Annotated in this window: 25 protein-coding genes; 7 read left to right on the forward strand and 18 right to left on the reverse strand. The window is 75.3% G+C overall.

The features are described from left to right. Positions 1-11 precede the first annotated feature (11 nt). The 4 genes from ACGBYP_RS05395 to dxr all read right to left on the reverse strand — a co-directional run bounded on the left by ACGBYP_RS05395 (position 12) and on the right by dxr (position 4,716). Positions 12-863: a GNAT family N-acetyltransferase gene (locus ACGBYP_RS05395; protein ID WP_411582252.1), complete on the reverse strand. Its 852-nt coding sequence runs from the start codon at positions 861-863 to the stop codon at positions 12-14. Between the two features lie 37 nt (positions 864-900). Beyond that, positions 901-2,067: a flavodoxin-dependent (E)-4-hydroxy-3-methylbut-2-enyl-diphosphate synthase gene (gene ispG, locus ACGBYP_RS05400; RefSeq protein WP_411582253.1), complete on the reverse strand. Its 1,167-nt coding sequence runs from the start codon at positions 2,065-2,067 to the stop codon at positions 901-903. Positions 2,068-2,188: 121 nt separating this feature from the next. After that, a complete protein-coding gene (locus tag ACGBYP_RS05405) occupies positions 2,189-3,562 on the reverse strand; it encodes a M50 family metallopeptidase (RefSeq protein WP_411582254.1) in 1,374 nt (457 codons plus the stop codon). Next, complete coding sequence (dxr, locus tag ACGBYP_RS05410) at positions 3,505-4,716, reverse strand: 1-deoxy-D-xylulose-5-phosphate reductoisomerase (RefSeq protein WP_411582255.1); 1,212 nt, start codon at positions 4,714-4,716, stop codon at positions 3,505-3,507. Before dxr ends, ACGBYP_RS05405 begins: the two co-directional genes overlap by 58 nt. Before the next feature lie 200 nt (positions 4,717-4,916). Here dxr and ACGBYP_RS05415 point away from each other — a divergent pair, with 200 nt between their 5' ends. From ACGBYP_RS05415 to ACGBYP_RS05425, 3 genes are all read left to right on the forward strand, one after another. Next, positions 4,917-5,237, forward strand: coding sequence for a DUF2631 domain-containing protein (locus ACGBYP_RS05415; RefSeq protein WP_411582256.1), 321 nt, complete (start codon positions 4,917-4,919; stop codon positions 5,235-5,237). Between the two features lie 463 nt (positions 5,238-5,700). Beyond that, positions 5,701-6,642: a hypothetical protein gene (locus tag ACGBYP_RS05420; protein WP_411582257.1), complete on the forward strand. Its 942-nt coding sequence runs from the start codon at positions 5,701-5,703 to the stop codon at positions 6,640-6,642. Positions 6,643-6,644: 2 nt separating this feature from the next. Then, the gene (locus ACGBYP_RS05425) at positions 6,645-7,634 is read left to right on the forward strand and encodes an LCP family protein (RefSeq protein WP_411582258.1); all 990 of its coding nucleotides are present in this window, start codon (positions 6,645-6,647) and stop codon (positions 7,632-7,634) included. A 4-nt stretch (positions 7,635-7,638) separates the two neighbouring features. Here the strand turns inward: ACGBYP_RS05425 and ACGBYP_RS05430 are convergent, their stop codons facing one another. The 4 genes from ACGBYP_RS05430 to ACGBYP_RS05445 all read right to left on the reverse strand — a co-directional run bounded on the left by ACGBYP_RS05430 (position 7,639) and on the right by ACGBYP_RS05445 (position 12,106). After that, positions 7,639-8,352, reverse strand: a complete 714-nt coding sequence (locus ACGBYP_RS05430; protein WP_411582259.1) for a VIT1/CCC1 transporter family protein — start codon at positions 8,350-8,352, stop codon at positions 7,639-7,641. Beyond that, a complete protein-coding gene (rlmN, locus tag ACGBYP_RS05435) occupies positions 8,349-9,527 on the reverse strand; it encodes a 23S rRNA (adenine(2503)-C(2))-methyltransferase RlmN (RefSeq protein ID WP_411582260.1) in 1,179 nt (392 codons plus the stop codon). Before rlmN ends, ACGBYP_RS05430 begins: the two co-directional genes overlap by 4 nt. 75 nt (positions 9,528-9,602) lie before the next feature. Next, a complete protein-coding gene (locus ACGBYP_RS05440; RefSeq protein WP_411582261.1) occupies positions 9,603-11,288 on the reverse strand; it encodes a hypothetical protein in 1,686 nt (561 codons plus the stop codon). Positions 11,289-11,443: 155 nt separating this feature from the next. Beyond that, the gene (locus tag ACGBYP_RS05445) at positions 11,444-12,106 is read right to left on the reverse strand and encodes a TrmH family RNA methyltransferase (RefSeq protein ID WP_411582262.1); all 663 of its coding nucleotides are present in this window, start codon (positions 12,104-12,106) and stop codon (positions 11,444-11,446) included. A gap of 41 nt (positions 12,107-12,147) precedes the next feature. Between ACGBYP_RS05445 and ACGBYP_RS05450 the strand changes: the two genes are divergently transcribed. Beyond that, positions 12,148-13,263 carry a GNAT family N-acetyltransferase gene (locus ACGBYP_RS05450; RefSeq protein ID WP_411582263.1) on the forward strand — a complete coding sequence of 372 codons (1,116 nt, stop codon included), beginning with the start codon at positions 12,148-12,150 and terminating at the stop codon, positions 13,261-13,263. A 60-nt stretch (positions 13,264-13,323) separates the two neighbouring features. Here the strand turns inward: ACGBYP_RS05450 and ACGBYP_RS05455 are convergent, their stop codons facing one another. The 5 genes from ACGBYP_RS05455 to rpsB form a co-directional block, all read right to left on the reverse strand. Then, on the reverse strand, positions 13,324-14,526 hold the full coding sequence (locus ACGBYP_RS05455; protein ID WP_411582264.1) for a phosphatidate cytidylyltransferase: 1,203 nt from the start codon (positions 14,524-14,526) through the stop codon (positions 13,324-13,326). Between the two features lie 23 nt (positions 14,527-14,549). Beyond that, a complete protein-coding gene (frr, locus tag ACGBYP_RS05460; RefSeq protein ID WP_411582265.1) occupies positions 14,550-15,107 on the reverse strand; it encodes a ribosome recycling factor in 558 nt (185 codons plus the stop codon). A 105-nt stretch (positions 15,108-15,212) separates the two neighbouring features. Further along, complete coding sequence (pyrH, locus tag ACGBYP_RS05465) at positions 15,213-15,965, reverse strand: UMP kinase (RefSeq protein WP_411583665.1); 753 nt, start codon at positions 15,963-15,965, stop codon at positions 15,213-15,215. A gap of 222 nt (positions 15,966-16,187) precedes the next feature. Beyond that, positions 16,188-17,003 (reverse strand): translation elongation factor Ts, encoded by an 816-nt coding sequence (gene tsf, locus ACGBYP_RS05470; protein ID WP_411582266.1) that lies wholly within the window; start codon positions 17,001-17,003, stop codon positions 16,188-16,190. A gap of 159 nt (positions 17,004-17,162) precedes the next feature. Then, a complete protein-coding gene (gene rpsB, locus ACGBYP_RS05475) occupies positions 17,163-18,104 on the reverse strand; it encodes a 30S ribosomal protein S2 (protein WP_411582267.1) in 942 nt (313 codons plus the stop codon). Between the two features lie 322 nt (positions 18,105-18,426). On the opposite strand from rpsB, the gene ACGBYP_RS05480 reads away from it, so the two are divergent. Together ACGBYP_RS05480 and ACGBYP_RS05485 are read left to right on the forward strand one after the other, a co-directional pair. After that, complete coding sequence (locus tag ACGBYP_RS05480; protein WP_411582268.1) at positions 18,427-18,924, forward strand: M23 family metallopeptidase; 498 nt, start codon at positions 18,427-18,429, stop codon at positions 18,922-18,924. 48 nt (positions 18,925-18,972) lie between these two features. Next, the gene (locus ACGBYP_RS05485; RefSeq protein WP_411582269.1) at positions 18,973-19,497 is read left to right on the forward strand and encodes a DUF4262 domain-containing protein; all 525 of its coding nucleotides are present in this window, start codon (positions 18,973-18,975) and stop codon (positions 19,495-19,497) included. 24 nt (positions 19,498-19,521) lie between these two features. On the opposite strand, the gene whiG is transcribed toward ACGBYP_RS05485, so the two are convergent. Together whiG and ACGBYP_RS05495 are read right to left on the reverse strand one after the other, a co-directional pair. Beyond that, the gene (whiG, locus tag ACGBYP_RS05490) at positions 19,522-20,325 is read right to left on the reverse strand and encodes an RNA polymerase sigma factor WhiG (protein ID WP_411582270.1); all 804 of its coding nucleotides are present in this window, start codon (positions 20,323-20,325) and stop codon (positions 19,522-19,524) included. 42 nt (positions 20,326-20,367) lie between these two features. Beyond that, complete coding sequence (locus tag ACGBYP_RS05495) at positions 20,368-21,330, reverse strand: tyrosine recombinase XerC (protein WP_411582271.1); 963 nt, start codon at positions 21,328-21,330, stop codon at positions 20,368-20,370. Positions 21,331-21,482: 152 nt separating this feature from the next. Between ACGBYP_RS05495 and ACGBYP_RS05500 the strand changes: the two genes are divergently transcribed. Then, complete coding sequence (locus ACGBYP_RS05500) at positions 21,483-21,890, forward strand: RidA family protein (protein WP_411582272.1); 408 nt, start codon at positions 21,483-21,485, stop codon at positions 21,888-21,890. An 11-nt stretch (positions 21,891-21,901) separates the two neighbouring features. On the opposite strand, the gene dprA is transcribed toward ACGBYP_RS05500, so the two are convergent. From dprA to ACGBYP_RS05515, 3 genes are read right to left on the reverse strand one after another with little or no spacing between them, the layout of a single operon-like run. Next, a complete protein-coding gene (gene dprA, locus ACGBYP_RS05505) occupies positions 21,902-23,107 on the reverse strand; it encodes a DNA-processing protein DprA (RefSeq protein WP_411582273.1) in 1,206 nt (401 codons plus the stop codon). Further along, on the reverse strand, positions 23,104-24,624 hold the full coding sequence (locus tag ACGBYP_RS05510; protein ID WP_411582274.1) for a YifB family Mg chelatase-like AAA ATPase: 1,521 nt from the start codon (positions 24,622-24,624) through the stop codon (positions 23,104-23,106). The genes dprA and ACGBYP_RS05510 overlap by 4 nt, the downstream gene beginning before the upstream one ends. Continuing rightward, positions 24,624-25,007: a YraN family protein gene (locus ACGBYP_RS05515; RefSeq protein WP_411582275.1), complete on the reverse strand. Its 384-nt coding sequence runs from the start codon at positions 25,005-25,007 to the stop codon at positions 24,624-24,626. The genes ACGBYP_RS05510 and ACGBYP_RS05515 overlap by 1 nt, the downstream gene beginning before the upstream one ends. Positions 25,008-25,073: the final 66 nt, after the last annotated feature.

Here is a 25,073-nt window from a genome sequence, read left to right on the forward strand (position 1 = left end):
AGGGAGCGCCTTCAGAACAGGACGGAGGCGTACGTGCCGACCTGGGTGAAGCCCACGCGCTGGTAGGCCGCCCGCGCGGCGGTGTTGTAGTCGTTGACGTAGAGGCTCACGACGGGCGCGATCGCCGTCCGGGCGTACTCGACGACGGCGGCGGTGCCGCGCTGGCCGATGCCCTGGCCGCGGTGCTGCGGGGAGACCCAGACGCCCTGCACCTGGCAGGCGGCCCGGGAGACCGCGCCCACGTCGGCCTTGAACAGCACCTCGCCGTCGCGGATCCAGGCCAGCGACTGCCCGGCCCGCACGAGGTCGGACACCCGCGCCCGGTAGCCGGCGCCGCCGTCGACGCGCAGCGGGCTGACCCCGACCTCCTCGGTGAACATCGCGATCGCCGCGGGGAACAGCAGGTCGAGCTCGCCCGGCCGCACCGGGCGGACGGCGGGCTCGGCCGGGATCGCCGGGGGTCCCGCGATGGCCAGCAGCGGCTGCCGGGCGCGGACCTCGCGGGCCGGCCCCCAGGAGGGCTCGAGCAGCTCCCACAGCGGCAGCACCGAGGCCGCCGGGCCCACGATCGTGGAGCACCGGCGGCCGGCCCGCCGCGCCCGGTCGGCGAAGGCGGCGGCGGCGGCGCGCTCGCTGCCCGGCCGGGCGAACGGGATCAGGTTCGCCCCGGCCAGGCAGACGGCGTCCAGCCGCCGTCCGGTGGACAGCCCCCACAACGGGGCGCCCAGCGTCGCCGTCGCCGTCCCGTGGGTCTCGATCCGGCCGGCGAGCATGCAGGCCGCGACCGGGTCGGTGTCCAGCAGCTCGCGGACGGCCAGCTCGTCGTCGGCGTCGAGCACCCGGGCGGCAACGGAACGCAGCACCTGGACCTCCGCCCTCGACCGGCTCAGCTGGCGGAGGTCAGGAGACGGTGACGACGGGCGAGCCGCCGGCGGCCTGGACCTCGTCGGCGGTCATCGCGGCGGCCAGCCGGTTGGCCTCCTCGATGAGGGTCTGCACGATCAGCTCCTCGGGCACGGTCTTGACGACCTCGCCCTTGACGAAGATCTGGCCCTTGCCGTTGCCGGACGCCACGCCGAGGTCGGCCTCGCGGGCCTCGCCCGGGCCGTTGACGACGCAGCCCATGACGGCCACCCGCAGCGGCACCTCCATGCCCTCGAGGCCGGCGGTGACGTCGTTGGCCAACGTGTAGACGTCGACCTGGGCGCGGCCGCAGGAGGGGCAGCTGACGATCTCCAGCCCGCGCTGGCGCAGGTTCAGCGACTCGAGGATCTGGTTGCCCACCTTGACCTCCTCCGCCGGCGGGGCGGAGAGGGAGACGCGGATGGTGTCGCCGATGCCCTGGGACAGCAGCGCACCGAACGCGACGGCGGACTTGATCGTGCCCTGGAAGGCCGGCCCGGCCTCGGTGACGCCCAGGTGCAGCGGGTAGTCGCACTGCTGGGCGAGCAGCTCGTAGGCCCGGACCATGACCACCGGGTCGTTGTGCTTGACCGAGATCTTGATGTCCTGGAAGTCGTGCTCCTCGAACAGCGAGGCCTCCCACAGCGCGGACTCGACCAGCGCCTCGGGGGTGGCCTTGCCGTACTTCTCCAGCAGCCGCTTGTCCAGCGACCCGGCGTTGACGCCGATGCGGATCGGGGTGCCGGCGTACTTGGCGGCCCGGGCGATCTCGCCGACCTTGTCGTCGAACTTCTTGATGTTGCCCGGGTTCACCCGCACCGCGGCGCAGCCGGCGTCGATCGCGGCGAACACGTAGCGGGGCTGGAAGTGGATGTCGGCGATGACCGGGATCTGCGACTTCTTGGCGATGATCGGCAGCGCCTCGACGTCGTCGGTGTCCGGGACGGCGACCCGCACGATCTGGCACCCGGAGGCGGTCAGCTCGGCGATCTGCTGCAGCGTCGCGTTGATGTCGGCGGTCTTGGTGGTGGTCATCGACTGCACGCTCACCGGGAAGTCGCTGCCCACGCCGACGCCGCCGACGTCGAGCTGGCGGGTCTTGCGACGGGGAGCGAGGACGGGAGGGGGCGCAGCCGGCATGCCGAGACTGACGGGGATCGCCATGCCGACCAGTATCTACCGCCCGGGCGGGGAGGTGGTGGCGGCACCGCTGTGAGCTGCCCCGGCGCCGCCGGGCCCCCGCGCCGGGTCCCGGCGCGAGGCACGAGGTGCGGGAGGTCCTTCCTCAGCCCAACGTGATGGGGTTGACCAGGTCGGCGACGAGCAGCAGGCCCGACAGCACCAGGAACAGCCCGGCGACCACGTAGGCCACCGGCATCAGGCGGGCGATGTCGAACGGGCCGGGATCGGGCCGGCCGCGCCAGCGGGCGACGGTGGCGCGGGCCTTCTCGTACAGCGCCCCGGCCACGTGCCCGCCGTCCAGCGGGTAGATCGGCAGCAGGTTGAACAGGAACAGCACCATGTTCACGCTGGCCAGCAGGCTGAGGAAGAAGGAGAACTTCTGCAGCGCGCCGACCTCGGTGAGCGCGAAGTACTCCCCCGACAGCCGGCCGACCCCGACCACGCCGATCGGCCCGTTCTCGTCGCGCTCCTCGCCGAGGAACGCCGCCCGGAACAGCTGCGGCACCCGCTCGGGGATCTGCACCAGCTTCTGCACCGACTGCGACACGACCATGCCGAAGTAGCCGGGCACCTCGCTGATCGACTGCCGGGCGAACCCGGGCGCCGGGGCGATGCCGACGTACCCGGCGGTCGTCGTCTCCTCGCCGGTCAGGTCGGTGTAGACGGTGTTCGGGATGGGAGTGACGGTCAGGTCGAGCTGCTGGCCGTCCCGGTCGACGGTCAGCGCGACCGGCTGGCCGGGGTGGCTGCGGATCTCGTCCTGGACCGTCGTCCAGCTGTCGTGGGCGGTCGGGTCGACCTGCCGGCCCGCGATGCCCACGATGGTGTCGCCGGGCTGCAGGCCGGCGGCGGCGGCCGGGCTCTGCGGCTGGCCCTCGCATGCGGTGTCGACGTCGGTGGCGACGGTGCCGGCGGGCAGCACGCAGGCCGGCATCGAGTCGATCTGGGTGGTGATGACGCTGGTGCCCAGGCCGACGAGGACGACGGTGAAGAAGACGACGGCCAGGACCAGGTTGTGCACCGGCCCCGCGGCCATCACGATCACCCGCTGCCACCACGGCTTCTTGTAGAACACCCGGTCGCCGTCGGAGGGCCGGACGTCGTTGAGCGCCTGGCCACGGACCTCGGCGATGAAGCTGCGCATCCGGGTGGCGCGCTTGCTCTCGTTCTCCTCGGCCGGCGGGATCATGCCGACGATGCGGATGAAGCCGCCCAGCGGCACCGCCTTGATGCCGAACTCGGTCTCGCCGAAGCGGCGGGAGAACACCGTGGGGCCGAAGCCGACGAAGAACTGCGGCACCCGCATGCCGAACTTCCGGGCCCAGTGGAAGTGGCCGTACTCGTGGAAGCCGATGCTGAACAGCAGCCCGACGGCGAAGGCGACGATCCCGAGGACCGTCAGCAGGAACCCGCTCAGCTCTAGCTCCGTCTCAGGTCGTCCGCGGCGATGGCGGCGCGAGCGTGCTCCCGGGCCCACTTCTCAGCGGCCAGCACGTCCTCGACGCTGGTGGGTGCGCCGAGGTCCGGCGCGGCGTCGAGGGTACGCGCGATGACCTGCACGATCCCTGGGAACGACAGGTGTCCGGCGGTGAACGCCGCGACCGCCTCCTCGTTGGCCGCGTTGTACAGCGCCGGGACGACGCCACCGGCCTCGCCCGCCTCCCGGGCGAGCCGCACCGCCGGGAAGACCTCGGAGTCCAGTGGCTGGAACTCCCAGGTGCTCGCCGTCGACCAGTCCAGCGCCGGCTGCACCACGGGCAGCCGGTCGGGCCAGGCCAGGGCCAGCGCGATGGGCAGCCGCATGTCCGGCGGGCTGGCCTGGGCGATGGTGGCGCCGTCGGTGAAGGTCACCATCGAGTGCACGATCGACTGCGGGTGCACCACCACGTCGATGTCGGCGTACGGGACGCCGAAGAGCAGGTGCGCCTCGATCAGCTCCAGGCCCTTGTTGACCAGGGTGGCGGAGTTGATGGTGACGACCGGCCCCATGTCCCAGGTGGGGTGGGCCAGCGCCTGCTCGCGGGTGACGCCGGCCAGCTGCTCGGCGGTGCGGCCGCGGAACGGGCCGCCGCTGGCGGTGAGCACCAGCCGGGCGACCTCCCCGCGGGCACCGCCGCGCAGGCACTGGGCCAGCGCCGAGTGCTCGGAGTCGACCGGGACCAGCTGCCCCGGCGCGGCCGCCGCGGTGACCAGCGCGCCGCCGGCCACCAGCGACTCCTTGTTGGCCAGCGCGACCGTGCGCCCGGCGGCGAGCGCCGACAGGGTGGGCCGCAGCCCGATCGACCCGGTGATGCCGTTGAGGACGACGTCGGCCGGGCGTGCCGCCAGCTCCTCGGCCGCTCGGGGACCGGCCAGGATCTCCGGCAGCGCGTAGTTGCCCTGCGCCCAGCCGCGCTGCTGGGCGGCGGCGTAGAAGGCCAGCTGCAGGTCCTGCGCGGCGGTGGCCCGGGCGACGGCGACGGTGCGGACACCGAGCGAGAGCGCCTGCTCGGCCAGCAGCGCGACATCACCGCCCCCAGCGGCCAGGCCGGTGATCTGCAGCCGGCCGGGGTTCTGCCGGGCGACCGCGATCGCCTGCCGGCCGATCGACCCGGTCGAACCCAGCACCGTGATCTCGCGCGGCTCGCTCATGTGCACTCCTCGCTGCCCTCGTCGGCGGCGGTCGCCGGTGCCGTGTCCGCCGGCGTCCCATCCTCGCAAGGCGCGTCCCCCGGCCCGTCAGGTGCGGGCTCCCCGGGCCTGTCATCATGGGCGGGTACGCGGCACGTCCGCGCACCCACGACACCAGCAACGCCGCCGACGCGGCAACGAGCGCCAGCGAGGATGCCAACGTGAGCGATGCGACCGGCCGGGGACAGGGCCACCAGACCAGCGCGAAGGTGGTCGAGCAGTCCAGCCGCGAGGAGGGCATCGTCCGCGCGGGCGAGACCCCGGTCATGCACGAGCGGCCCGAGGACTGGGGCTGGCACGGCGAGGCGGGCAAGACCGGCCGGATCGCGGGCTGGCTGCTGGCCCTCGCCCTGCTGACCATGCTGGTGGGCAACCACGAGGGCCGGGTCGAGGACATCTACCTGGTGCTGGCCGCCGGCACGATCGTCGTCACCCTGCTGTGGGACATCCGCCGCCGCAAGAACTCTTGGCGCGCCCGCTGACCTCCGCGCACCCGTCGTGACGGGCCCGCTCCCCACCCGGGGAGCGGGCCCGTTCGTCGTCCTGGGTCCGGGCGCCACGCCGGGCGGCCGCACCCGGACCGCCGGCGCGCGCCGCGTGGAGATCCGCCCCGTCCGAGGGGCTCCCGGCCGCGAGCCGGTCTGCCGCGCGCCCAGGGGCTGCGCCCACCCCCGCTCGCCTTTGGCACTTGTCCACCGCGCTGATCCGGCAGGAAACGTTCGCCTGGACCGCCACCGACCCCCTCGATGGCAACTTCTCAGCCATCTCAGCCCGATCAACACAAGAGTTGCTCACTCGTAGGTGTTGCCTGTGTGACTGATGTGAAGTCTTGTGGCGACTTCCCACGTGTCGCTGTGCATTCCTTCAGTTCGGACGCGTCCGTGCCGATAGACATTGCACAGCAGGCCGGGACGCCCGAGCCGCCCAGACTTCACGGAGGACAAGATGAGCCGCACGTCCCGCCCCCGCGCCGCTGTTGCAGCCGGCCTGACCCTCGGCGCCACCGCCGCCAGCATCTTCCTGGCGCCGACCGCCTTCGCCGCCGGCACGCTCCCGGCCCTCGACGTCCCGGAGAGCGCCGCCGCCGGCTCGACGGTGACCTTCTCCGGTGAGGAGTGCTTCGCGGGCTCCCCCGAGGCCCCGGCCAACGTCGTCGTCTACGTCGGCCCGACCGAGGCCGAGAGCGAGGACGAGGTCCTCAAGATCGCCGGCAAGCCCGACGCGGACGGCAAGTGGAGCGCGTTCGTCGAGCTCGCCGCCGACGCGCCGCTCGGTGAGTGGACGATCGACGCGGTCTGCGAGCCCTACGTCGACTCCGAGGCCTACGCCGAGTACGACCTGGCCATGTTCCAGGTCACGGCCGCCACCCCGGCTGGCTCCACCCCCGCGCCCAGCACGACCCCGGCCCCGACTGCCACCCCGAGCGCCACCCCGGCCCCGGCCGCGGCCTTCAAGCCGGGCGCGATCCCGAACACCCCGGGCGTCTCCAGCACCACCACGGACAAGACCACCGGCGCCGCTGCGGCCCCGGGCCAGAAGGTCGTCAAGGTCCTCAAGGGCTTCAAGCCCTTCGAAAAGGTCACCGTGGTCCTGCACTCGGCCCCGGTCGTCCTCGGTGAGTTCACCGCCGACGCCAACGGCGTCGTGACCGTCGAGTTCACCGTCCCCGCCGGCACCCCGCTGGGCAACCACACCCTCGCCTACGACGGCAACATGGGCACCCACTTCGAGGAGCCCCTGCAGCTGACCGCCGACGGCAAGGCCCTGGCCTACACCGGTGCCAGCATCGCCATGCCGCTCATCGGTGGCAGCGTCCTGCTGGCCGCCGGCGCCGGCGCCATGGTCGTCGGCCGTCGCCGCCGCTCCGCTGGGGCTGCGCAGGCCTGAGCATGACCTCCAGCACCACGGCGGACGCCGGCCAGGGACTCCCTGGCCGGCGTTCGGCGCGTCCGGGTCCGTCGCGACGCCGGCTGGTCCGGGTCGTCCTGCTCGTCGCCGTGCTCGTCGTGGTGGCCGCACTGGCCGACCTGACCGTGCTGGCCCGTCGCGTGGACCACATCGACGTCGACCTCAGCGGCGGCGCGGGAGACGCCGACGGACGCACCTGGGTCCTCGTCGGGCTCGACTCACGGGAGGACCTGCCCGAGGGCGCGGACGTGGCCGACTTCGGCACCCCGACCGACGTGCCCGGCGCGCGTGCGGACGTCGTCCTGGTCGTGCACCAGACCGACGCGGGCTCCAGCGTGCTCAGCGTCCCCCGCGACGTTGTCGTCCGGACCGGCGGGCGACCTGGGCGGCTGGCGCTGACCTGGGAACGGGGTCCGCAGGCCACCGTCGCGGCACTGTGCTCCCTGGGCATCCCCACCGACCACCTGGTGACCGTCGACCTGAGGGGGTTCGCCGACGTCGTCGACGCCGCGGGCGGCCTGGACGTGGACGTCCCGCTGCCGGTACGCGACCCGGGAGCGGGGCTGGAGCTGACCCGTCAGGGCAGACAGCACGTCGACGGCGCCACCGCGCTCGCGCTCGTACGCTCACGCCACCCCGAGCACCTCGTCGACGGCCGGTGGGAGCCGGCGCAGGTGGACCCGGACGGACGGGCCACCGCCGCGGCCACCGCGCTGTCCGCGCTGGTCGAGGAGCTGCAGGGCGCCTGGCTGCGACCCTGGCGGCTGCAGGGCGTCGCCTGGGCCGGCTCGGCGGCCGTCGCGGTCGACCCGGACACCTCGTTCCCCGAGCTCGCGGCCCTGGCACGGTCGGACCTCGGCCCGGTGCAGGTGCTGCCCGTCGGGCCCCCGGCCAACGACACGATCATCCGGTTCACCACCCCGGAGACCACCGCCGCCACCGCCGCCATGGGGCTGTCCTGCACCCGCTGACCGGTCAGCCGGTGCCGACGCCGATCGCGCTGCCGATCAGGTAGGTGGCGGCCGCCGCGACCGCGCCGAACACCAACTGCCGCAGCCCCGCCGACCACCACGGGCGCGGCGTGAACCGCGCCGACAACGCGCCGGCCGCGACCAGCCCGACGCCACCGCAGAGCAGCGCCAGCCACAGCACCGGAGCGCCCAGCAGGTAGGGCAGCAGCGGGATCAGCGCTCCCACCGCGAAGCAGGCGAACGACGACACCGCGGCGACCATCGGCGAGGGCTTGTCCTCGGGGTCCAGCCCCAGCTCGTTGAGCGTGTGCACCCGCAGCGCCTGCTCCGGGTCCCGGGACAGCTGCGCGGCGACCGCCTCGGCGAGGTCGGGCTCCAGCCCCCGGTCGCGCCACAGCTGGGCGAGCTCGGCCTGCTCCCCCACCGGGTTGGTGGCCAGCTCGCGCCGCTCCTTGGCGACCTCGAGGTCCAGCTGCTCGTTCTGCGTGCTCACCGACGTGTACTCGCCCAGCGCCATCGAGATCGCCCCGGCGGCCAGCCCGGCCACCCCGGACAGGACGACGGCGTGGTCGCTGACGCCACCGCCACCGACCCCGGCGACGAGCGCGGTGTTGGTCACCAGCCCGTCCATCCCACCGAAGACGGCGGCGCGCAGCCACCCGCCGGAGACGTCGGCATGGGTGTGCTCGTGCAGCTCGGCCTCGGGCTGGGCGCTCACCCCTGGTCCGACTCGGCCCCGAGGGCCACGCCCTCCTCGATCCCGGGGACCGGCACCGCGATGCTGGGGACCCCCTCGACCTGATCGGCGGCGGCGAGCTGGCCGCAGGCGCCGTCGATGTCCGAGCCGCGGGTGTCGCGCACCGTCGTCGGCACGCCGGCGGCCCGCAGCCGGGCCACGAACTCCCGCTGCGCCGGCAAGGGGCTGGCGTCCCACTTGCTGCCCGGCGTCGGGTTGAGCGGGATGAGGTTGACGTGCGCGAGCCGCTTGGCCAGCAGCCGGCCGAGCAGGTCGGCCCGGAACGGCTGGTCGTTCACGTCCCGGATCAGCGCGTACTCGATGGAGTACCGGCGGCCGGTGCGGCGCGCGAAGTCGTCGGCGGCGCTGAGCACCTCCTCGACGTTGAAGCGCGTGTTGATCGGCACCAGGGTGTCGCGCAGCTCGTCGTCGGGGGCGTGCAGGCTCACCGCGAGGGTGACGTTGAGCCCCTCCTCGGTCAGCTTGCGGATCGCCGGGACGACGCCGACGGTCGACACGGTCACCGAACGCTGCGCCAGGCCCAGCCCGTGCGGCGCCGGGGTGAGCAGCGCGTCGAGGGTCTTGCGCACCCGGGCGTAGTTGGCCAGCGGCTCGCCCATGCCCATGAAGACGACGTTGGACAGCCGGCCGGGGCCACCGGGGATCTCACCGTTGGCCATGGCCGCGGCCGCGGCGACCGCCTGGCCGATGATCTCGGCCGCGGACAGGTTGCGGGTCAGACCGCTCTGACCGGTGGCGCAGAACGGGCAGGCCATGCCGCAGCCGGCCTGGCTGGAGATGCAGACGGTGGCGCGCTCGGGATAGCGCATGAGGACGCTCTCCACGAGGGCACCGTCGTGCAGCCGCCACAGGGTCTTGCGGGTGCGCCCGCCGTCGGCGGACTGGTGACGCACGGGGGTCAGCAGCCCCGGCAGCAGCGCCGCGGTGAGGTCGTCGCGGGCGGCCGCCGGCAGGTCGGTCATCAGCGCCGGGTCGGTGACGCCGGCGAAGTAGTGCCGGGCCAGCTGGTCGGCCCGGAAGGCCGGCTGACCGAGCTCGGTGACCGCCGCGCGTGCCTCCTCGCGGGTCAGGTCGGCGAGGTGCCGGGGCGGCTTGGTGCGGCGGGGGGCGTCGAAGACCAGGGGCAGGACAGTCATGGCGAGGTCCATGCTCCCACCACCTGGGCGTCCGGGGCGCCGGGCGGAGCGTGAGATGCCTCCCGGCGGACCGGGTCAGCCCTCGACGGCGGTCGGCGCCTCGGTCGACGGCGGAGTCGGGACGGCGGTGGGTGCCGGGTCCGTCGCGTCGCCAGGGGCGGGGGTCGGCGTGGCCACCGGGACCGGGGACGGCGTCGGCGTCGGCGGCGGCGGCGTGGTCGGGTCCGACGGCGGTGCGGGGTCCGTCGGGAGCGGGGTCACCGGACCGGGCGTCTCGGTCACCGGGGGTCCGTCTGCGGGGCCGCAGGGGGCAGCGGGAGCCCCGCCCGCGGGGTCGCAGCCGTCGGCGTCGCCCGCCCCGTCGTCGGGGTCAGGGGCGGGACCGAGGTCGGGGTCGCCGACGGGCGGCGGGGTCGTGCCCGACGCCGGGGTGGTGGCCGGGCGTCCGCCGCCCCGCCCGGACACGAAGCCACCCACGCTCTCCCCGGGAGCCGGTGCGGGGGTGGGCAGCACAGCGGGCGGACCCGCGGCCTCGGGCTCGGCCGGGACGGCGGGTGCAGCCGGGACGTCGGGCTGGGCGACGACCGGCGCGCCGACCGCGACCGGCGCGGCCGTCACCGGGGAGGGGGGCGCGGGCCGGGCCGCGCTCGTCGTCGGTGCGGCGGGCCCTGCGGGCACCGGGACCGGGGGGACGGACGGAGCCGGCACCGGGGTGGTGACCGGCACGGTCGGCAGGGCGCCCGGCGCGCGCATCGGCGGGGCCACCGTCGAGGCGGCGGGGCTGCGCTGCGCGGCGGCCTCGGCGGGCCGCTCGCTGACGGACCGTCCCGGGACGACGAACCCGGCGATGACGGCGGCCGCCGCGAGCACGGCCAGCGGCAGCAGGACCCGCGCCCGGCGGGTGCCTCGCTCGTCGGCCGCGGCAGGCGCGGGCCCGGCGCCGGCGAGGTCGCGAGCGCCGTCGGTCGGCTCCGGAGCGGACCAGGCCGCCCCTTGCTCGGCCGCGAACTGCTCGGCGAGCGACTGCTCGGCCGCGAGCCGCTCCGGAAGCGCCTGCTCGACCGGGAACTGCCCACGCGGCGACTCATCGACCAGGAGTTGATCGGGTGGCGACTCGTCGAGGCCGACCTGCTCGGCGGCCGCCGGGGCGATGACGAGCGGCTCGGGCCGGGTCGGCTCGGTGGCACTCGGCTCCGGGCGGTCGTCGGCCCAGGCCGGCTCGACCGGCACGGCACCGGCCGCGGACCGTCGTGTGGCGGCGACGTCGTCCCACGCCGGCGGCGCCCCGGTCGGCAACGGCCAGCCGGGCTCGGAGCTCGGGGCGCGGGACGCCGGCTCGGCCGGCGGGTGGGTCGCGGTGGGCACCGGCCGCAGCGCGGACGGGACGGCGACGGGCGGGGTCATGTAGGGCGGGGTGACGGCCGGCGGGGCCTCGGCCTCGCTGTCCAGCTCGGCGATGAGGGCTGCGATCGCAGCGGCCTCGATCTCCCACGCCGAGAGCCGAGGCGCCTCCGTCAGGCCCGCATCCCCCGGCAGGTCGGCGACCGCCGGGCCGTCGGCGGCATCGGTCGGCGCAGGGCTCCCGGGTGCTGCGGCCCAGGTGGGCAGCCACGCCTCGTCCCACGGCTCACCCGCTGCCCGGGCCGGCGTCACCTCGTCGTCGGTCGAGCCGGACGCGCTGTCCGGGTGCCGGTGCGTCCGGGCGGCGTCGGCGGGGAGGTGCTCGTCCGGGGCCGGGCCGTCGTGCTGCGTTCCCGACACGACGGCCACTCCTCCCCGGCCCGCCGTCCTCCCGGCCACCCGTGCGGCCGGGCCCAGGAGACGGACCCGCTCGGCCATCGTGCCGCAGGTGGCGGCCTCCGGCGGGTAGGCGCGGCGTCACTGGTCCATCACACTCCGCTGAGGCCCGCCGGTGATCAGTGGTCGAACGGGCCGGCGTGCTGGCGGATCCAACCGTGCATCGCGATCCCCGCGGCCACCCCGGCGTTGAGCGAGCGGGTCGACCCGAACTGGGCGATGGACACCGTCAGCGCCGCACCGGCGCGGGCCTCCGGCGTGAGCCCGGGCCCCTCCTGGCCGAACAGCAGCAGCGACCGCCGCGGCAGGTCGGCGGTCTCCAGCGGCACCGAGCCCGGGCCGGTGTCGACGGCGACCACCACCAGCTCCTGAGCGGCTGCGAAGTCCAGCAGGCCGGTGACGTCGGGGTGGTGCCGCAGGTGCTGGTACCGGTCGGTGACCATCGCGCCGCGGCGGTTCCACCGGCGGCGGCCGACGACGTGCACCTCGGCGGCCAGGAACGCGTTGGCGGTGCGCACGACCGTCCCGATGTTCAGGTCGTGCGCGAAGTTCTCGATCGCGACGTGGAAGGGGTGCCGCCGGGTGTCCAGGTCGGCGACGATCGCCTCGAGGGTCCAGTAGCGGTAGCGGTCGGCCACGTTGCGCCGGTCGCCGTCGGCGAGCAGCTGCCGGTCGTAGCGCGCGTCGGCAGGCCACGGCCCGGGCCACGGGCCCACCCCCACGGACCCTCCCCACTCGGTGGGTCCGGCTGCCTCGTCGTCCGGCGCGGGCGGGCTCGTCATCGCCGGGCATGGTGTCACGGCCCGGCGGGCAGGTCCCCCGGGTGACCGCCCCGATCGCAGGACCGCTGCTGCACCTGACCACCCCCGCCGCCTGGCGGGCGGCGCTGGCGACCGGCGCGCTCACCCCGCCGTCGCTGGCCGAGGTGGGCTTCGTGCACCTGTCCTCCCCCGCGCAGGTGCACCTGCCGGCCGAGCGGCTCTTCCCCGGACGCCGCGACGTCGTCCTGCTGGTCGTGGACCCGGAGCGGCTGGCCGACCCGGTGCGGTGGGAACCGGGGGTGCCCGGCGACCCGGCGAGCATGCGCTTCCCGCACCTGTTCGGACCGCTGCCCACCTCCGCGGTGGTCGCCGTCCTCCCGTGGCGGCCGGGAGCGGCGCCGGTGCCGCCGGGCCCGGCCGACGCCCTCGGCCGGGCCCGGGCCATGGACGTCTCGCTGCGCACCCGGCGGGCGGCCCGCGTGGTCGACCTGCCCGGCTGCTGGGCCGTCGCGGACCCGGCGTTCCCGCACTCCCGCGACGACAACCGGCTGCTGGTCACCGGTCCCCTGTCCGCCGCCGAGGTCGAGGCGCGCGCCACCGAGCTGGCCGCTGCCCTCGGCTGGCCCGTCCCGGCGGTGACCCTGCTGCACCCGGACGCCGGGCCGGTGGCCGCCGAGCTGTCCCAGCGGGGCTGGGTCGTGGCCGCGACCGTGCTGATGGCCCACCGGGGACCCTTCCCCGCTGCGCCCGGTGGGCGGGCGGAGGTCGTGCCGCAGTCCGACGTGCACCCGCTGTGGGAGCGCTCCTGGCGCGCCGAGCTGGGGCCGGGCACCCCCGACCTCGACGAGGTCGTGCGGCAGCTGGTGGCCCGCGAGCACCGCAACGACGGCGTCGTCCGGGTGGTCGACGTCGCGGTCCGCGAGCACGGCGAGGTGGTCGCCGCCGCGCAGCTGCGCGTGGACGGCGCGACCGCGTCGCTGGAGTCGGTGGTCACCGACCCGGCGGTGCGGCGGCGCGGGCACGGCGACGCCGTCCTCGACCTGGCGCTGGCCACCGCGGGACGGGCCGGCTGCGACCTGGTCGTCCTGGACGCCGCGACGGACGACTGGCCGCAGCACTGGTACGCCCGCCGCGGCTTCACCGACGCGGGCCGCACCTGGGACGCCGTCCGCCGCTGAGGCCCGTCCGGCCCCCTCTCCGGGGCCCGTCGCGAGCGGGCGAGCGGTGAAGATCCTCCGTCAGACCGGGACGACGGCGGAGAGCACCAACCAGGCGACCGCTGCCGAGGGCAGCAGGGAGTCCATCCGGTCCATCAGGCCACCGTGGCCGGGCAGCAGGTCGCCCATGTCCTTGATGCCCAGGTCGCGCTTGATCAGCGACTCCCCCAGGTCACCGAGGGTGGCGGTGAGCGCGATGGCCACGCCGAACAGCACGCCGCCCCACCAGGGGCCGTGGAAGGTGAGGGTCATCAGCAGCACCCCGATGGCCACGCAGGCGGTGACCGACCCGGCCAGCCCCTCCCAGGACTTCTTGGGGCTGACCGTGGGCGCCATCGCGTGCTTGCCGAACAGCACGCCGGCCGCGAACCCGCCGACGTCGCTGCACACCACCGTGGCGATGAAGGCCAGCACCCGGGCGACACCGTCGTCGGGGACCAGCAGCAGCACCGCGAAGCCGGCGAGCAGCGGCACGTAGAGGGCGACGAAGACCCCGGCGGAGGCATCGCGCAGGTACCCCAGCGGGCCGTCGCCCAGCCGCCACAGCAGGACGGCGAAGACGGTGAGCAGGAAGGCGACGACCAGACCGGAGGGGCCGCGGGTCCAGGCCAGGGCGACCATGGCGAGCGCGCCGACGAGCACCGGTGCCCGCGGCGGCTGGTGCCCGCCCTTCCGCAGCGCGCCGGTCAGCTCCACGATGCTGATGCCCACGGCGACGGTGAGCACCAGCAGGAAGGCCGGACGCCAGAACAGCAGCGAGGCGAGCACCGCCACACCGAGGCCGGCGCCGACCCCGATGGCCGCGGCCATGTCCCGCCCGGCCCGGCCGGTCACCCGCGGTGCGCCGCTGGGGGTGTCCGCAGGCGCCTCGCCGGTCACCTCGTTGCCCAGGGCGTCCGGGACGGCGGTGAGCGGCGGGGCGCCGTCCGGGTCGTCATCGGGCACCTCGCTCGCCGCGCCGGCCCCGGCGTCGTCGGGGTCCTCGGCGTCCCAGCGCAGCCCGATCGTGCCCGGGCCCTCCACCGGGTCCGGCCGGACGGCCGGACGGGGCGGCAGCGGGGGCAGCGGTGGCTGACCCGCCCGGACCGCGGGCCCGCCGCCCTCCCCCGGCCGCGGGAGCGGCCCGATGCCGGTGGTCGCCGGACCGTCGGCCACACCGGCCCGGCCACGGGCAGGCTCCCGCTCCGGGCCGGGGGGCTCGGGGCGGTGCGGCTGGGAGGTCATGCGCAGGGTCCGGGTCCGGAGGGTCAGACGTCGAGCAGCTCGGTCTCCTTGTTCTTCATCGCCTCGTCGATGCTGGCGACGTGGGCGGCGGTGAGGTCGTCGAGCTCCTTCTCCGCGCGGCGCACCTCGTCCTCGCCGGCCTCGCCGTCCTTGGCGATGCGGTCGAGCTCCTCCTTGGCCCGGCGCCGCACGTTGCGGATCGCGACCTTGGCGTCCTCGCCCTTGGACCGGGCCTGCTTGACCAGATCCCGGCGGCGCTCCTCGGTCAGCTGCGGGAAGTTGACCCGGATCAGCTGGCCGTCGTTGGTCGGGTTGACGCCCAGGTCGGAGTTGCGGATCGACTTCTCGATCGCGTTGAGCTGGGAGGCGTCGTAGGGCTTGATGACCGCCATCCGCGCCTCGGGCACGGTGATCGAGGCCATCTGGGGCACCGGGGTCATGGCGCCGTAGTACTCGACGACGATCTTGTTGAACATCGACGGGGCGGCGCGGCCGGTGCGGACGGAGCCGAGGTCCTCGCGGGCGACCGACAGGGCCTTGTCCATCCGCTCCTCGGCATCGAGCAGGGTGTCGTCGATCACGGGGTTCTCTCCTCCTGCGGCTTCCGCCGCCGTGCTGGCCGTGGGATGTGCGGTGTCCGAGCGGGACGGCGCCCGGCGTCTGCCGTCCCGCTCACGTGCGACCGGTCAGGACTGGTCGCTGATCAGCGTGCCGATCCTCTCACCCGCGGACGCGCGCGCGATGTTGCCGTCCTCGAGCAGGTTGAACACCACGATCGGCATGCTGTTGTCCATGGACAGGCTGATGGCGGTGGCGTCGGCCACCTTGAGCTGCTTGGCCAGGACCGTGGCGTAGTCGAGGTCGGTGTACATCGTCGCCGCGGGGTTGGTGCGCGGGTCGTCGTCGTAGACGCCGTCGACGCCGTTCTTGGCCATCAGCAGGACCTGGCAGCCGATCTCCAGGGCGCGCTGGGCGGCGACGGTGTCGGTGGAGAAGTAGGGCATGCCGGCGCCGGCACCGAAGATGACCAGCCGGCCCTTCTCCATGTGCCGCACGGCCTTGCGCGGGATGTAGGGCTCGGCGACCTGGCCCATGGTGATGGCGGTCTGCACCCGGGTCTCCAGACCCACCTGCTCGCAGAAGCCCTGCAGGGCGAGGGCGTTCATGACCGTGCCGAGCATGCCCATGTAGTCGGCGTGCCGGCGGTCGATGCCGGTGTTCTGCAGCTCCGCGCCGCGGAAGAAGTTGCCCCCACCGACGACGACGGCGACCTGGGTGCCCCCGTGCACCACCTCGGCGAGCTGCTCGGCGATGTTGCGCACGATGCCGCCGTCCACGCCGACGCTGCCGCCGCCGAAGGCCTCACCGGAGAGCTTGAGGAGCACGCGCCGGTAGCCGCGCCCGTCGGTGGGGGCGGAGGAGGCGGGCGCGAAGAGCAGCCCTTCGGGGTTGCCGGCAGGTCGCGAGTCGGTCACGTGGGTCCTTGTCCTTCGGGGAGTGGTGTGGATCGATCCTGCCGCATGACGGCTCCGGGGCGCCCGGCGTCGTCACCCGGACAGGCCACCGGCCCCGCCCCGAGGAGGGACGGGGCCGGTGTCGGCCCCTTCGCAGGGTCCCGCGCCGCGCGGAGCGTGGCGTGGGGGGGCGAAGGGGTCCCTGCATCAGGCCTGGCCGACCTCGAACCGGGCGAACCGGTCGACGGTCAGGCCGGCGTCGGCGATGACCTGCTGCACGGTGCGCTTCGGCTCGGTGATGGAGGGCTGCTCGAGGAGGACGAAGTCCTTGTAGTAGGCGTTGACCCGGCCCTCGACGATCTTGCTGATCGCCTGCTCGGGCTTGCCCTCCTCCTTCGCCGTCTGCTCGGCGACCCGGCGCTCGGTCTCCACCGCGTCGGCGGGGACCTCCTCGCGGCTGAGGTAGCGCGGACGGGCGGCGGCGATGTGCATCGCCAGCGACCGGGCGGCGTCCTCGGAGCCACCGGAGTACTGCACCGCGACACCGATGGCCGGGGGCAGGTCCGTGGCGCGCTTGTGCAGGTAGACGGCGGTCGTGCCGTCGAACAGGGCGACCTTGGACAGCACCAGCTTCTCGCCGATGCGGGCCGACTCGCCCTCGATCAGCTTCTCGACGGTCTGGCCGTCGACCTCGGTGGCCAGCAGAGCCGCCGCGTCGGCCGGCCGGGTGTCCAGCGCGATGCCCAGCAGCCGCTCGGCCAGGGCGACGAAGTCGGCGTTCTTGGCGACGAAGTCGGTCTCGCAGTCGAGCTCGAGCAGCGCGCCGTCGCGGCTGACGACGATGCCGTTGGTGGTGGAGCGCTCCAGGCGCTTGCCCACGTCCTTGGCGCCCTTGATGCGGAGCAGCTCGATGGCCTTGTCGTACTCGCCATCGGCCTCGGTGAGGGCCTTCTTGGCGTCCATCATGCCGGCGCCGGTGGCGTCACGGAGACGCTTCACGTCGGCTGCGGTGAAGGCAGGCATGTCACTTCCTCTGTTCGTGGTGGAGTGCGGGGCTCGGCGCCCCTGGCGGTGCGGGGGGTCGGCGGTGCAGGACCCGGAGGTGCGACGCGCGCCCGGCCGGACCGGGCATGCAGCGGCGCCGCCCCTCACCGCCGGAGCGGGAGGGGCGGCGCCGATGGGTCAGCCGTTCTGGGCGCCCTGGGTGCCGGTCTCCTGGCTGCCGGTGGCCGGCACGCCGGCGACCGGGGCGACCTCGGTGGCCGTGACCGCCGGCGGCTCGGCCGGGGTCTCGGGCAGCGGGGTGGCGGTGGCGTCGGCGGCCGGGGCCGCAGCGGCGTCGCCGCCGGTGAGCAGCTCGCGCTCCCAGTCGGCCAGCGGCTCGGCGGCGGCCGGGGCGGCGCCGTCCTCGGTGCGGCCGGCGTTGGCCTGCGCGGCCGAGCGGGCCTGCAGGCCCTCGGCGACCGCGTCGGCGATGACGCGGGTCAGCAGCGCGGTGCTGCGGATGGCGTCGTCGTTGCCCGGGATCTTGTAGTCGACCTCGTCGGGGTCGCAGTTGGTGTCGAGGATCGCGACGACCGGGATGTTGAGCTTGCGAGCCTCGCCGACGGCGATGTGCTCCTTCTTGGTGTCCACGATCCAGACGGCGCTGGGCACCTTCTTCATGTCGCGGATGCCGCCGAGGGAGCGCTCGAGCTTGGCCTTCTCGCGGGAGAGGACCAACTGCTCCTTCTTGGAGAGGCTGACCAGCGCGCCGGTCTGCTCGAGGTCCTCGAGCTCCTTGAGGCGCTCCAGGCGCTTGAAGACGGTCTGGAAGTTGGTCAGCATGCCGCCCAGCCAGCGCTGGTTCACGTAGGGCATGCCGACGCGGGTCGCCTGCTCGGCGATGACCTCCTGCGCCTGGCGCTTGGTCCCGATGAACATGATCGAACCGCCGTGGGCGACGGTCTGCTTCACGAACTCGTAGGCCTGGTCGATGTAACCCAGCGTCTGCTGGATGTCGATGATGTAGATGCCGTTGCGCTCGGTGAAGATGAAGCGCTTCATCTTCGGGTTCCAGCGACGGGTCTGGTGCCCGAAGTGGACCCCGCTGTCGAGCAGGTTCTTCATGCTGACGACTGCCACGTGGCGCCGCCTTCCTTCTCGTGCGCGGCCGACCGGGGCCGGTCCGCGCTGCTCGGTTGTCGCGGGCACCGTGTGGTGCGCCGCCCTGGTGCCCGCACCGCGCCACCGAACCCGTTCCGGGGAACGGGACCGAGGTGGCGACCGGCCCGCTGCAGCAGCGGGAGGCGGACACGCGAAGTCGATCCGCCGGAGGCGGACCGCACCGGCGATCATACGCGGTGTCAAGCAGCCCTTCGACCAGGTCGTCCCCAGCCGGCCCGCTCGTCCACAGCCCCGCTCCGGCACGGTCCCCAGCACGGCGTCCGCGGGGAGGCTGGGCGGCGTGCCCGTCCCCCGCCTGCTGGTGGTGCTCGCCGTGCTGGCGCTGGCCCTGTCCGGGGCACCTGCCGCCTCCGCCGCTCCCGTCGTCGCGCCGTGGGCGTGGCCGCTGCCGGGCGTGCCCGGGGTGACCCGGCCGTTCGCGCCCCCGCCGACCCCGTACGCGGCCGGGCACCGCGGGGTCGACCTCGCGGGCGCCCCCGGCGCGCCCGTGCTCGCCGCCGGGGCGGGCACGGTCGCCTTCGCCGGGCTGGTCGCCGGCCGGCCGGTGGTGAGCGTCGAGCACCCCGGTGGTCTGCGGACGACCTACGAGCCGGTCAGCCCCGCCGTCGCCGCCGGCCAGGCCGTCGGGCCCGGGACGCCGCTGGGCGAGCTGGTCACCGGGCACGCCGGCTGCCCGGCCGCGGCCTGTCTGCACTGGGGGCTGCGCCGCGGCGGGACCTACCTGGACCCGCTGTCCCTGCTCCGCCCGCCCCGGGTCCGGCTGCTGCCGTGGGACTGAGCCGCCGGGACCGTCGAGACCGGCCGCGCGCCCGGATACGGTCCAGGGGTGCGATTCCGACGCAAGCCCAAGCCGGCCCCTGCGACCCCTGCCCCCGCGGGCACCCCCGGGACGGACGCGGCGCAGGACCAGACGGCCGAGCAGGTGCGGCGCGACCTGCAGCGGGTCATCGACCGCTTCGGCTGGGCGGTGCTGCACGGCGGGGGCAACCCCGGCGACCCGAGGTACTCCACGACCGTCGGGCTGACCGCCCTGGGCCACCCCGAGGTCATCGTCCTCGGCCTGCCGTTCGAGGCCGGTGAGAAGTACCTGAACCTGGTCGGCGAGGCCGTGCGGGGCGGCGCCCGCTTCAGCCCCGGTGTCGCGACGACGGCGCTGACCGACGCCAGCTCCCCCGTGGTCTTCCTGGCGGTGGACGGCGACCCGCGGACGTCGGTCGCCGAGCAGTTCCACGGCTCGATCGAGGTCCTGCAGCTGGTCTGGCCCGACTCCACCGGGAAGCTGCCCTGGGAGGAGGGCCACCGCAACCCGCCGCACGCCCAGCCACTGCTCGGCCCGCCGCCGGTCGGCTGACCCGGCGGCGGCCGGCCGCCGCGGTCAGGCGATGTCGGCGAGCTTGGTGCGCAGGTGCAGGACGGCCTTGGTGTGCAGCTGGCAGATCCGACTCTCGGTCACCCCGAGGACGCGGCCGATGTCGGCCAGGGTCAGGCCCTCGAAGTAGTAGAGGCTGACGACGACCTTCTCGCGTTCGGGCAGCTGCTCGACGGCGCGGGCCAGCAGCTGGCGGGCCTCGCCGTGCTCGGCCATCGCCTGCGGGTCCAGCGCACTGGTGTCCTTGAGCGTGTCGACCAGGCGCGGGGCCGAGCCGTCGTCGTCCACGAGGAGCTCGTCGAGGGCGACGACGTTGACCAGGGAGAGCTGGCCGAGGAACTTGCGGACGTCCTCGACGTCCATCTCCATCTCCTCGGCGATCTCCTCCTCGGTGGGGTTCCGCTGGAACTTCGCCTCGAGCGCGGCGACCGTGCGCTCGAACTGACGCGCCTTCATCCGCACCGAACGCGGGATCCAGTCGGTCGAGCGCAGTTCGTCGATGATCGCGCCGCGGATGCGGGCCATCGCGTAGCTCTCGAACTTGATCTCCCGGGACGGCTCGAACCGGGTGATGGCGTCGATGAGCCCGAAGGTGCCGTAGGAGACCAGGTCGGCCTGCTCGACGTGCGCGGGCAGACCGCTGCCGACCCGGCCGGCGACGTACTTCACCAGCGGGGCGTAGTGCAGGATCAGCCGGTCGCGCAGCCCGGTCTCCCGGTCGACGACGTAGCGCGCCCACAGCTCGGCGATGCCGGCGTCGGGGTCCTCGCTCCGCTCGACCTGCTGCGCCGTTGCCTCAGACACCCGCACTCCCCCGCTCGACCGTTGCTGCCGTGTTCACCGCTGCGCTCCTCACGCTCGGGGGTGGGCACGGGCGTGGACCGCCCGGAGCCGCTCGACCGTCACGTGCGTGTAGACCTGCGTGGTCGCGAGGCTAGCGTGACCCAACAGCTCCTGGACGCTGCGGAGGTCAGCACCGCCCTCCAGGACGTGCGTGGCCGCCGAGTGGCGCAGCCCGTGGGGCCCGACGTCCGGGGCGCCCGGGGTCGATGCGATCGCAGCGTGCACGAGCCGGCGGGCCTCCCGCGGGTCCAGCCGCCCGCCGCGGACGCCGAGCAGCAGCGCCGGCCCGCTGGCCGCGGTGGCCAGCACCGGGCGTCCTCGGGTCAGCCACGCCTCGAGGGCCTCGGCCGCCGGGACGCCGAAGGGGACGCTGCGCTCCTTGCGGCCCTTGCCCAGCACCCGCAGCAGCTGCCGTCCGCGGTCGACGTCGTCGACGTCCAGGCCGACGAGCTCACCGACCCGGATGCCGCTGGCGTAGAGCAGCTCGACGACCAGCACGTTGCGCAGCCGCAGCGCCGTGTCCGCCGGGCTCTCGTCCTCGGCCGGGGGATGCGCCGCGGAGTCCAGCACCGCGCGCGCCTGGTCGGCGGCGAGCACCCCGGGCAGCGTGCGGTGGGCCTTGGGGCTGGACAGCCGCAGGCCGACGTCCTCGGCGGTCTGCCCGCTGCGCCGCAGGTGGGCGGTGAACGAGCGGGCCGAGGCGGCGCGGCGCGCGGTCGTCGACCGGCTGTCGCCGCGGGTGCGGCCCAGGGCGAGCCAGCTGCGCAGCGCCGCCAGGTCGAGGTCGGCGACGGTCGCCCCGCCGCGCCGGACCAGGTGGTCCAGCAGCGACACGACGTCACCGACGTAACCGCGCACGGTGTGCTCGGACAGGTCCCGCTGCAGGCTGAGGTGCTCCTGCCAGCCCTCGAGCGACTCGACCAGCGCGGGGGGCAGCGCCGCACGCAGCGCAGCTGTCCCGGTGGTGGCCATGGTGGGAGCGTCCGTCGGCGGGGACGGCCGGTCAACCTGCCGCGCCGGGCGACGGACGCGGTGCCGCGCCCGGAGGGGTGGCGGTGGGGCCGCCCGGTGCGCTGCACTGACCGCACCGCCGGTCGTCAGCCGGCCCGTGCCGAGGAGACGTCATGCCCGTGGAGCTGGTCAACCCCGCCGGACTGCCGGTGCCCGAGTTCTACGCCCAGCTGGCCGTCGCCACCGGCAGCCGGACGGTCTACCTGTCCGGGCAGGTCGCCCGGGACGCCGACGGGCAGCCGGTCGGCGCCGGCGACCTGGCCGCCCAGGTCGAGCAGGCACTGCTCAACGTCGCCACCGGCCTGGCCGCCGTGGGCGGGAGCTTCGACGACGTCGCGAAGCTGACGCTCTACGTCGTGGACTGGACGCCGGACAAGCTGGCCGCCCTCGGCGAGGGCGTCGGCCGGGCCGCGGCCCGGCTCGGTGTCGACCCGACCAAGGCGGTGACCCTGATCAGCGTGGCCGGTCTCGGTGAGCCGGACCTGCTGGTGGAGGTGGACGCGACCGCCGTGCTCGCCTGAGACCGCGGGCGTCACCGCCGCGGGGGCGGGGCGACCCGCCAGCCGGTGCCGGTCCACTCGACCAGGCCGTGGAGCTCCAGCGCCGGCAGCACCCGCAGGACGTCGAGCACCTCGCAGCCGGCCACCGTCGCCAGCCGCTCCGGCGAGACGCCCACCCGCACCGGGCAGGCGTCCAGCACGCGGCGGGCGACGTCGGACAACGTGTCCCGCGCCGATCCCGGCCGCTCCGCCGGTGGCACGAGGTCCTCCCCCAGCCGGCCCACGGTCTCCACGACCTCGGCGGCCGAGGTGACCAGCGTGGCGCCGCGCTCGCGGTCGCGCAGCAGCTCGTGGCACCCCACGCTCATCGCGCTGGTCACCGGGCCCGGCACGGCCATCACCGACCTGCCCAGGTCGCGCGCCCGGTGGGCGGTGGCCTGCGCTCCGGAGCGGGCGGCCGCCTCGACCACGACCGTGCCCCGGGTGAGGGCGGCGATCAGCCGGTTGCGCACCAGGAAGCGATGGCGCAGTGGGGCGCAGCCCGGTGGCCATTCGCTGACGAGTGCCCCGTGGTCGAGCACGCGGGCGAACAGCGCCGAGTGCCCGCTCGGGTAGGCCCGCTCGACCCCGCAGGCGAGGACGACGACGGTCGGCGCCTCCACGGCCAGCGATCCACGGTGGGCGGCGGCGTCGATGCCGAACGCCCCACCCGAGACCGTGGTCCACCCGCGCTCACCCAGCCCGGAGGCGAGCTCGGCGGCCACGTGCTCGCCGTAGGCGGTCGACGCCCGGGAACCGACCAGCGCGACCGAGCGGTCGACCAGCTCGTCGAGCGCTCGGTCGCCCCGCACCCACAGCGCCAGCGGCGGCACCAGGGACGTCGTCCGGTCGCGGTGGCGGTGGCGGTCGCCCTCCTCGGCCTGCTGCTGGAGCGCCCCCAACGTCAGGCAGTGCAGCGCCGCGGCCGGCCACTCGGCGTCCTCGGGGACGACCAGGCGTCCGCCGCTGCGCTGCACGCGGGCGAGGTCGTCGAGGCCCTGGTCCTCCTGCGCCCGGGTGCCGACCAGCGCCTGCACCGCCTGCGGGGCGCGACCCGCGCGCAGGGCCGCCGCGGCCGCGACCGGCCCGGCCTCGGTGACGAAGCGCCACATGGCGACCGAGCCGGGCTCGACCGCGCGCGACAGCCAGGCCCGCGCCAGGCGGACCTCGGCGGGCACCCCGCCCTGGTCGACCGTCACGCCGCCACCCGCTGCAGCCGCATGCCGAGGGCCTCGGCGACCTGGTCGGGACCAGGGGCGACCAGGCCGGCCAGGTCGGCGAGGGTCCAGGACACCCGCAGCACGCGGTCGAGACCGCGCACCGACAGCGAGCCGCGCTCCAGCGCCCGCTCGGCCAGCGCCAGCGAGCCGCGGGAGGGCTTCCAGCGCTCGCGGAGCAGCCGGCCCGGCACCTGGCTGTTGAGCGACAGCCCGGTGCCGGCCATCCGCTCGGCGGCGACCGCCCGCGCCCGGCGCACCCGCTCGGCCACCGCTGCGGTCGCCTCGGGGGTGCCCAGGCCGTCGAGCCAGGCCGCCCGGGTCACCGGGGGCAGGGTGACCCGCAGGTCGATGCGGTCCAGCAGCGGGCCGGACAGCCGGGACTGGTAGCGCCGCCGCTCCAGCGGGCTGCACGTGCACGCGGTGTCGCCGGCCGCACTGGCGCACGGGCACGGGTTGGCCGCCAGCACCAGCTGGGTCCGGCAGGGGAAGGTGGCCGAGCCACCGGCCCGGTGGATGCTGACCTGCCCGCGCTCCAGCGGCTGCCGCATCGTGTCCAGGACCGTGCGCGCGAACTCCGGGGCCTCGTCCAGGAAGAGCACGCCCAGGTGGGCCCGGGACAGGGCGCCGGGGCGGATCTGCCCGGAACCACCGCCGACCAGCGAGGCCATGGTCGCCGAGTGGTGCGGGGCCTCGAAGGGCGGCCTGGTCACCAGCGGCGCCCCCGGCGGCAGCGTGCCGGCGATCGACGCGATGGCGGTGACCTCCAGCGCCGCCCGCTCGTCCAGCGGCGGCAGCAGCCCGGGCAGCCGCTCGGCCAGCATGGTCTTGCCCGCCCCCGGCGGCCCGGCCAGGAACAGGTGGTGCCCACCCGCGGCCGCCACCTCCACCGCACGCCGTCCGGCCGTCTGCCCGACGACGTCGGCGAGGTCGGGTCCCGGCGGTGGCGGCGCCACGGCCGACCGCTCGTGCGGCGGCAGCTCGGCGCGGCCGGCGAGGTGCGCCACGACCTCGCCGAGGCTGCCGGCGGCCAGCACGTCGATGCCGGCGACCAGCCCGGCCTCGTCGGCGTTGTCCCGCGGGACCACCACCTGGCGGTGCCCGGCGGCCGCGGCGGCCAGGACGGCCGGCAGCACACCCCGGACGGCGCGCAGCGACCCGTCCAGGCCCAGTTCGCCGAGGAGCACCAGGTCCCCGACCCGCCCCGCGGGCAGCACCTTCGCGGCGGCGAGCACCGCGACGGCCAGCGCCAGGTCGAAGCCGCTGCCCTGCTTGGGCATCGCCGCCGGGGACAGCCCGATGGTCACCCGGCGCAACGGGAACTCGTGGCCGCTGTTGACCACCGCCGCGCGCACCCGGTCGACCGACTGGCGCACCACGGCGTCGGGCAGCCCCACCAGGACCACCGTCGGCACCCCGGCCGCCAGGTCGACCTCCACCTCGACCAGGGCGCCCTGCACGCCGACCAGCCCGACCGACCACGTCCGTGCCAGGCTCATCAGAACGCGTTCCGCAGGTGCGTGACCTGCGGCCGGCCGGTGGCGGGGACGACGATCCCCACCACGTCGAAGCGCAGGTCGGGCGCGTGGTGGTCGTGGGCGGCCAGCCAGGCGCTGGCCAGCGCCCGCAGCCGGCGGCGCTTGACCGGGGTGACCGCCTCGGCCGGGGAGCCGAAGCCGCTGCCCGTCCTGGTCTTGACCTCGCAGAAGACGAGCGCGTCGCCGTCGCGGGCGACCAGGTCGAGCTCACCGTCGCGGCAGCGCCAGTTGCGGTCGAGCACCGTCAGCCCGGCGTCGGTGAGGGCGCGCACGGCCACCCGCTCGCCGTACGCGCCGAGCGCGGCGCGGGAGCCGGGCCGCGGGGATCTGTCTGGAGTGGGCACCCCTGGACCGTGGCCGGTGGGCGTCCCGCGCCGCCAGGGCCTCCAGCGAGCTGTGGACAGCGGCCC

It is taken from the genome of Modestobacter sp. SSW1-42, from assembly GCF_046635825.1.
In the GTDB taxonomy this organism is placed as follows: Bacteria; Actinomycetota; Actinomycetes; order Mycobacteriales; family Geodermatophilaceae; genus Modestobacter.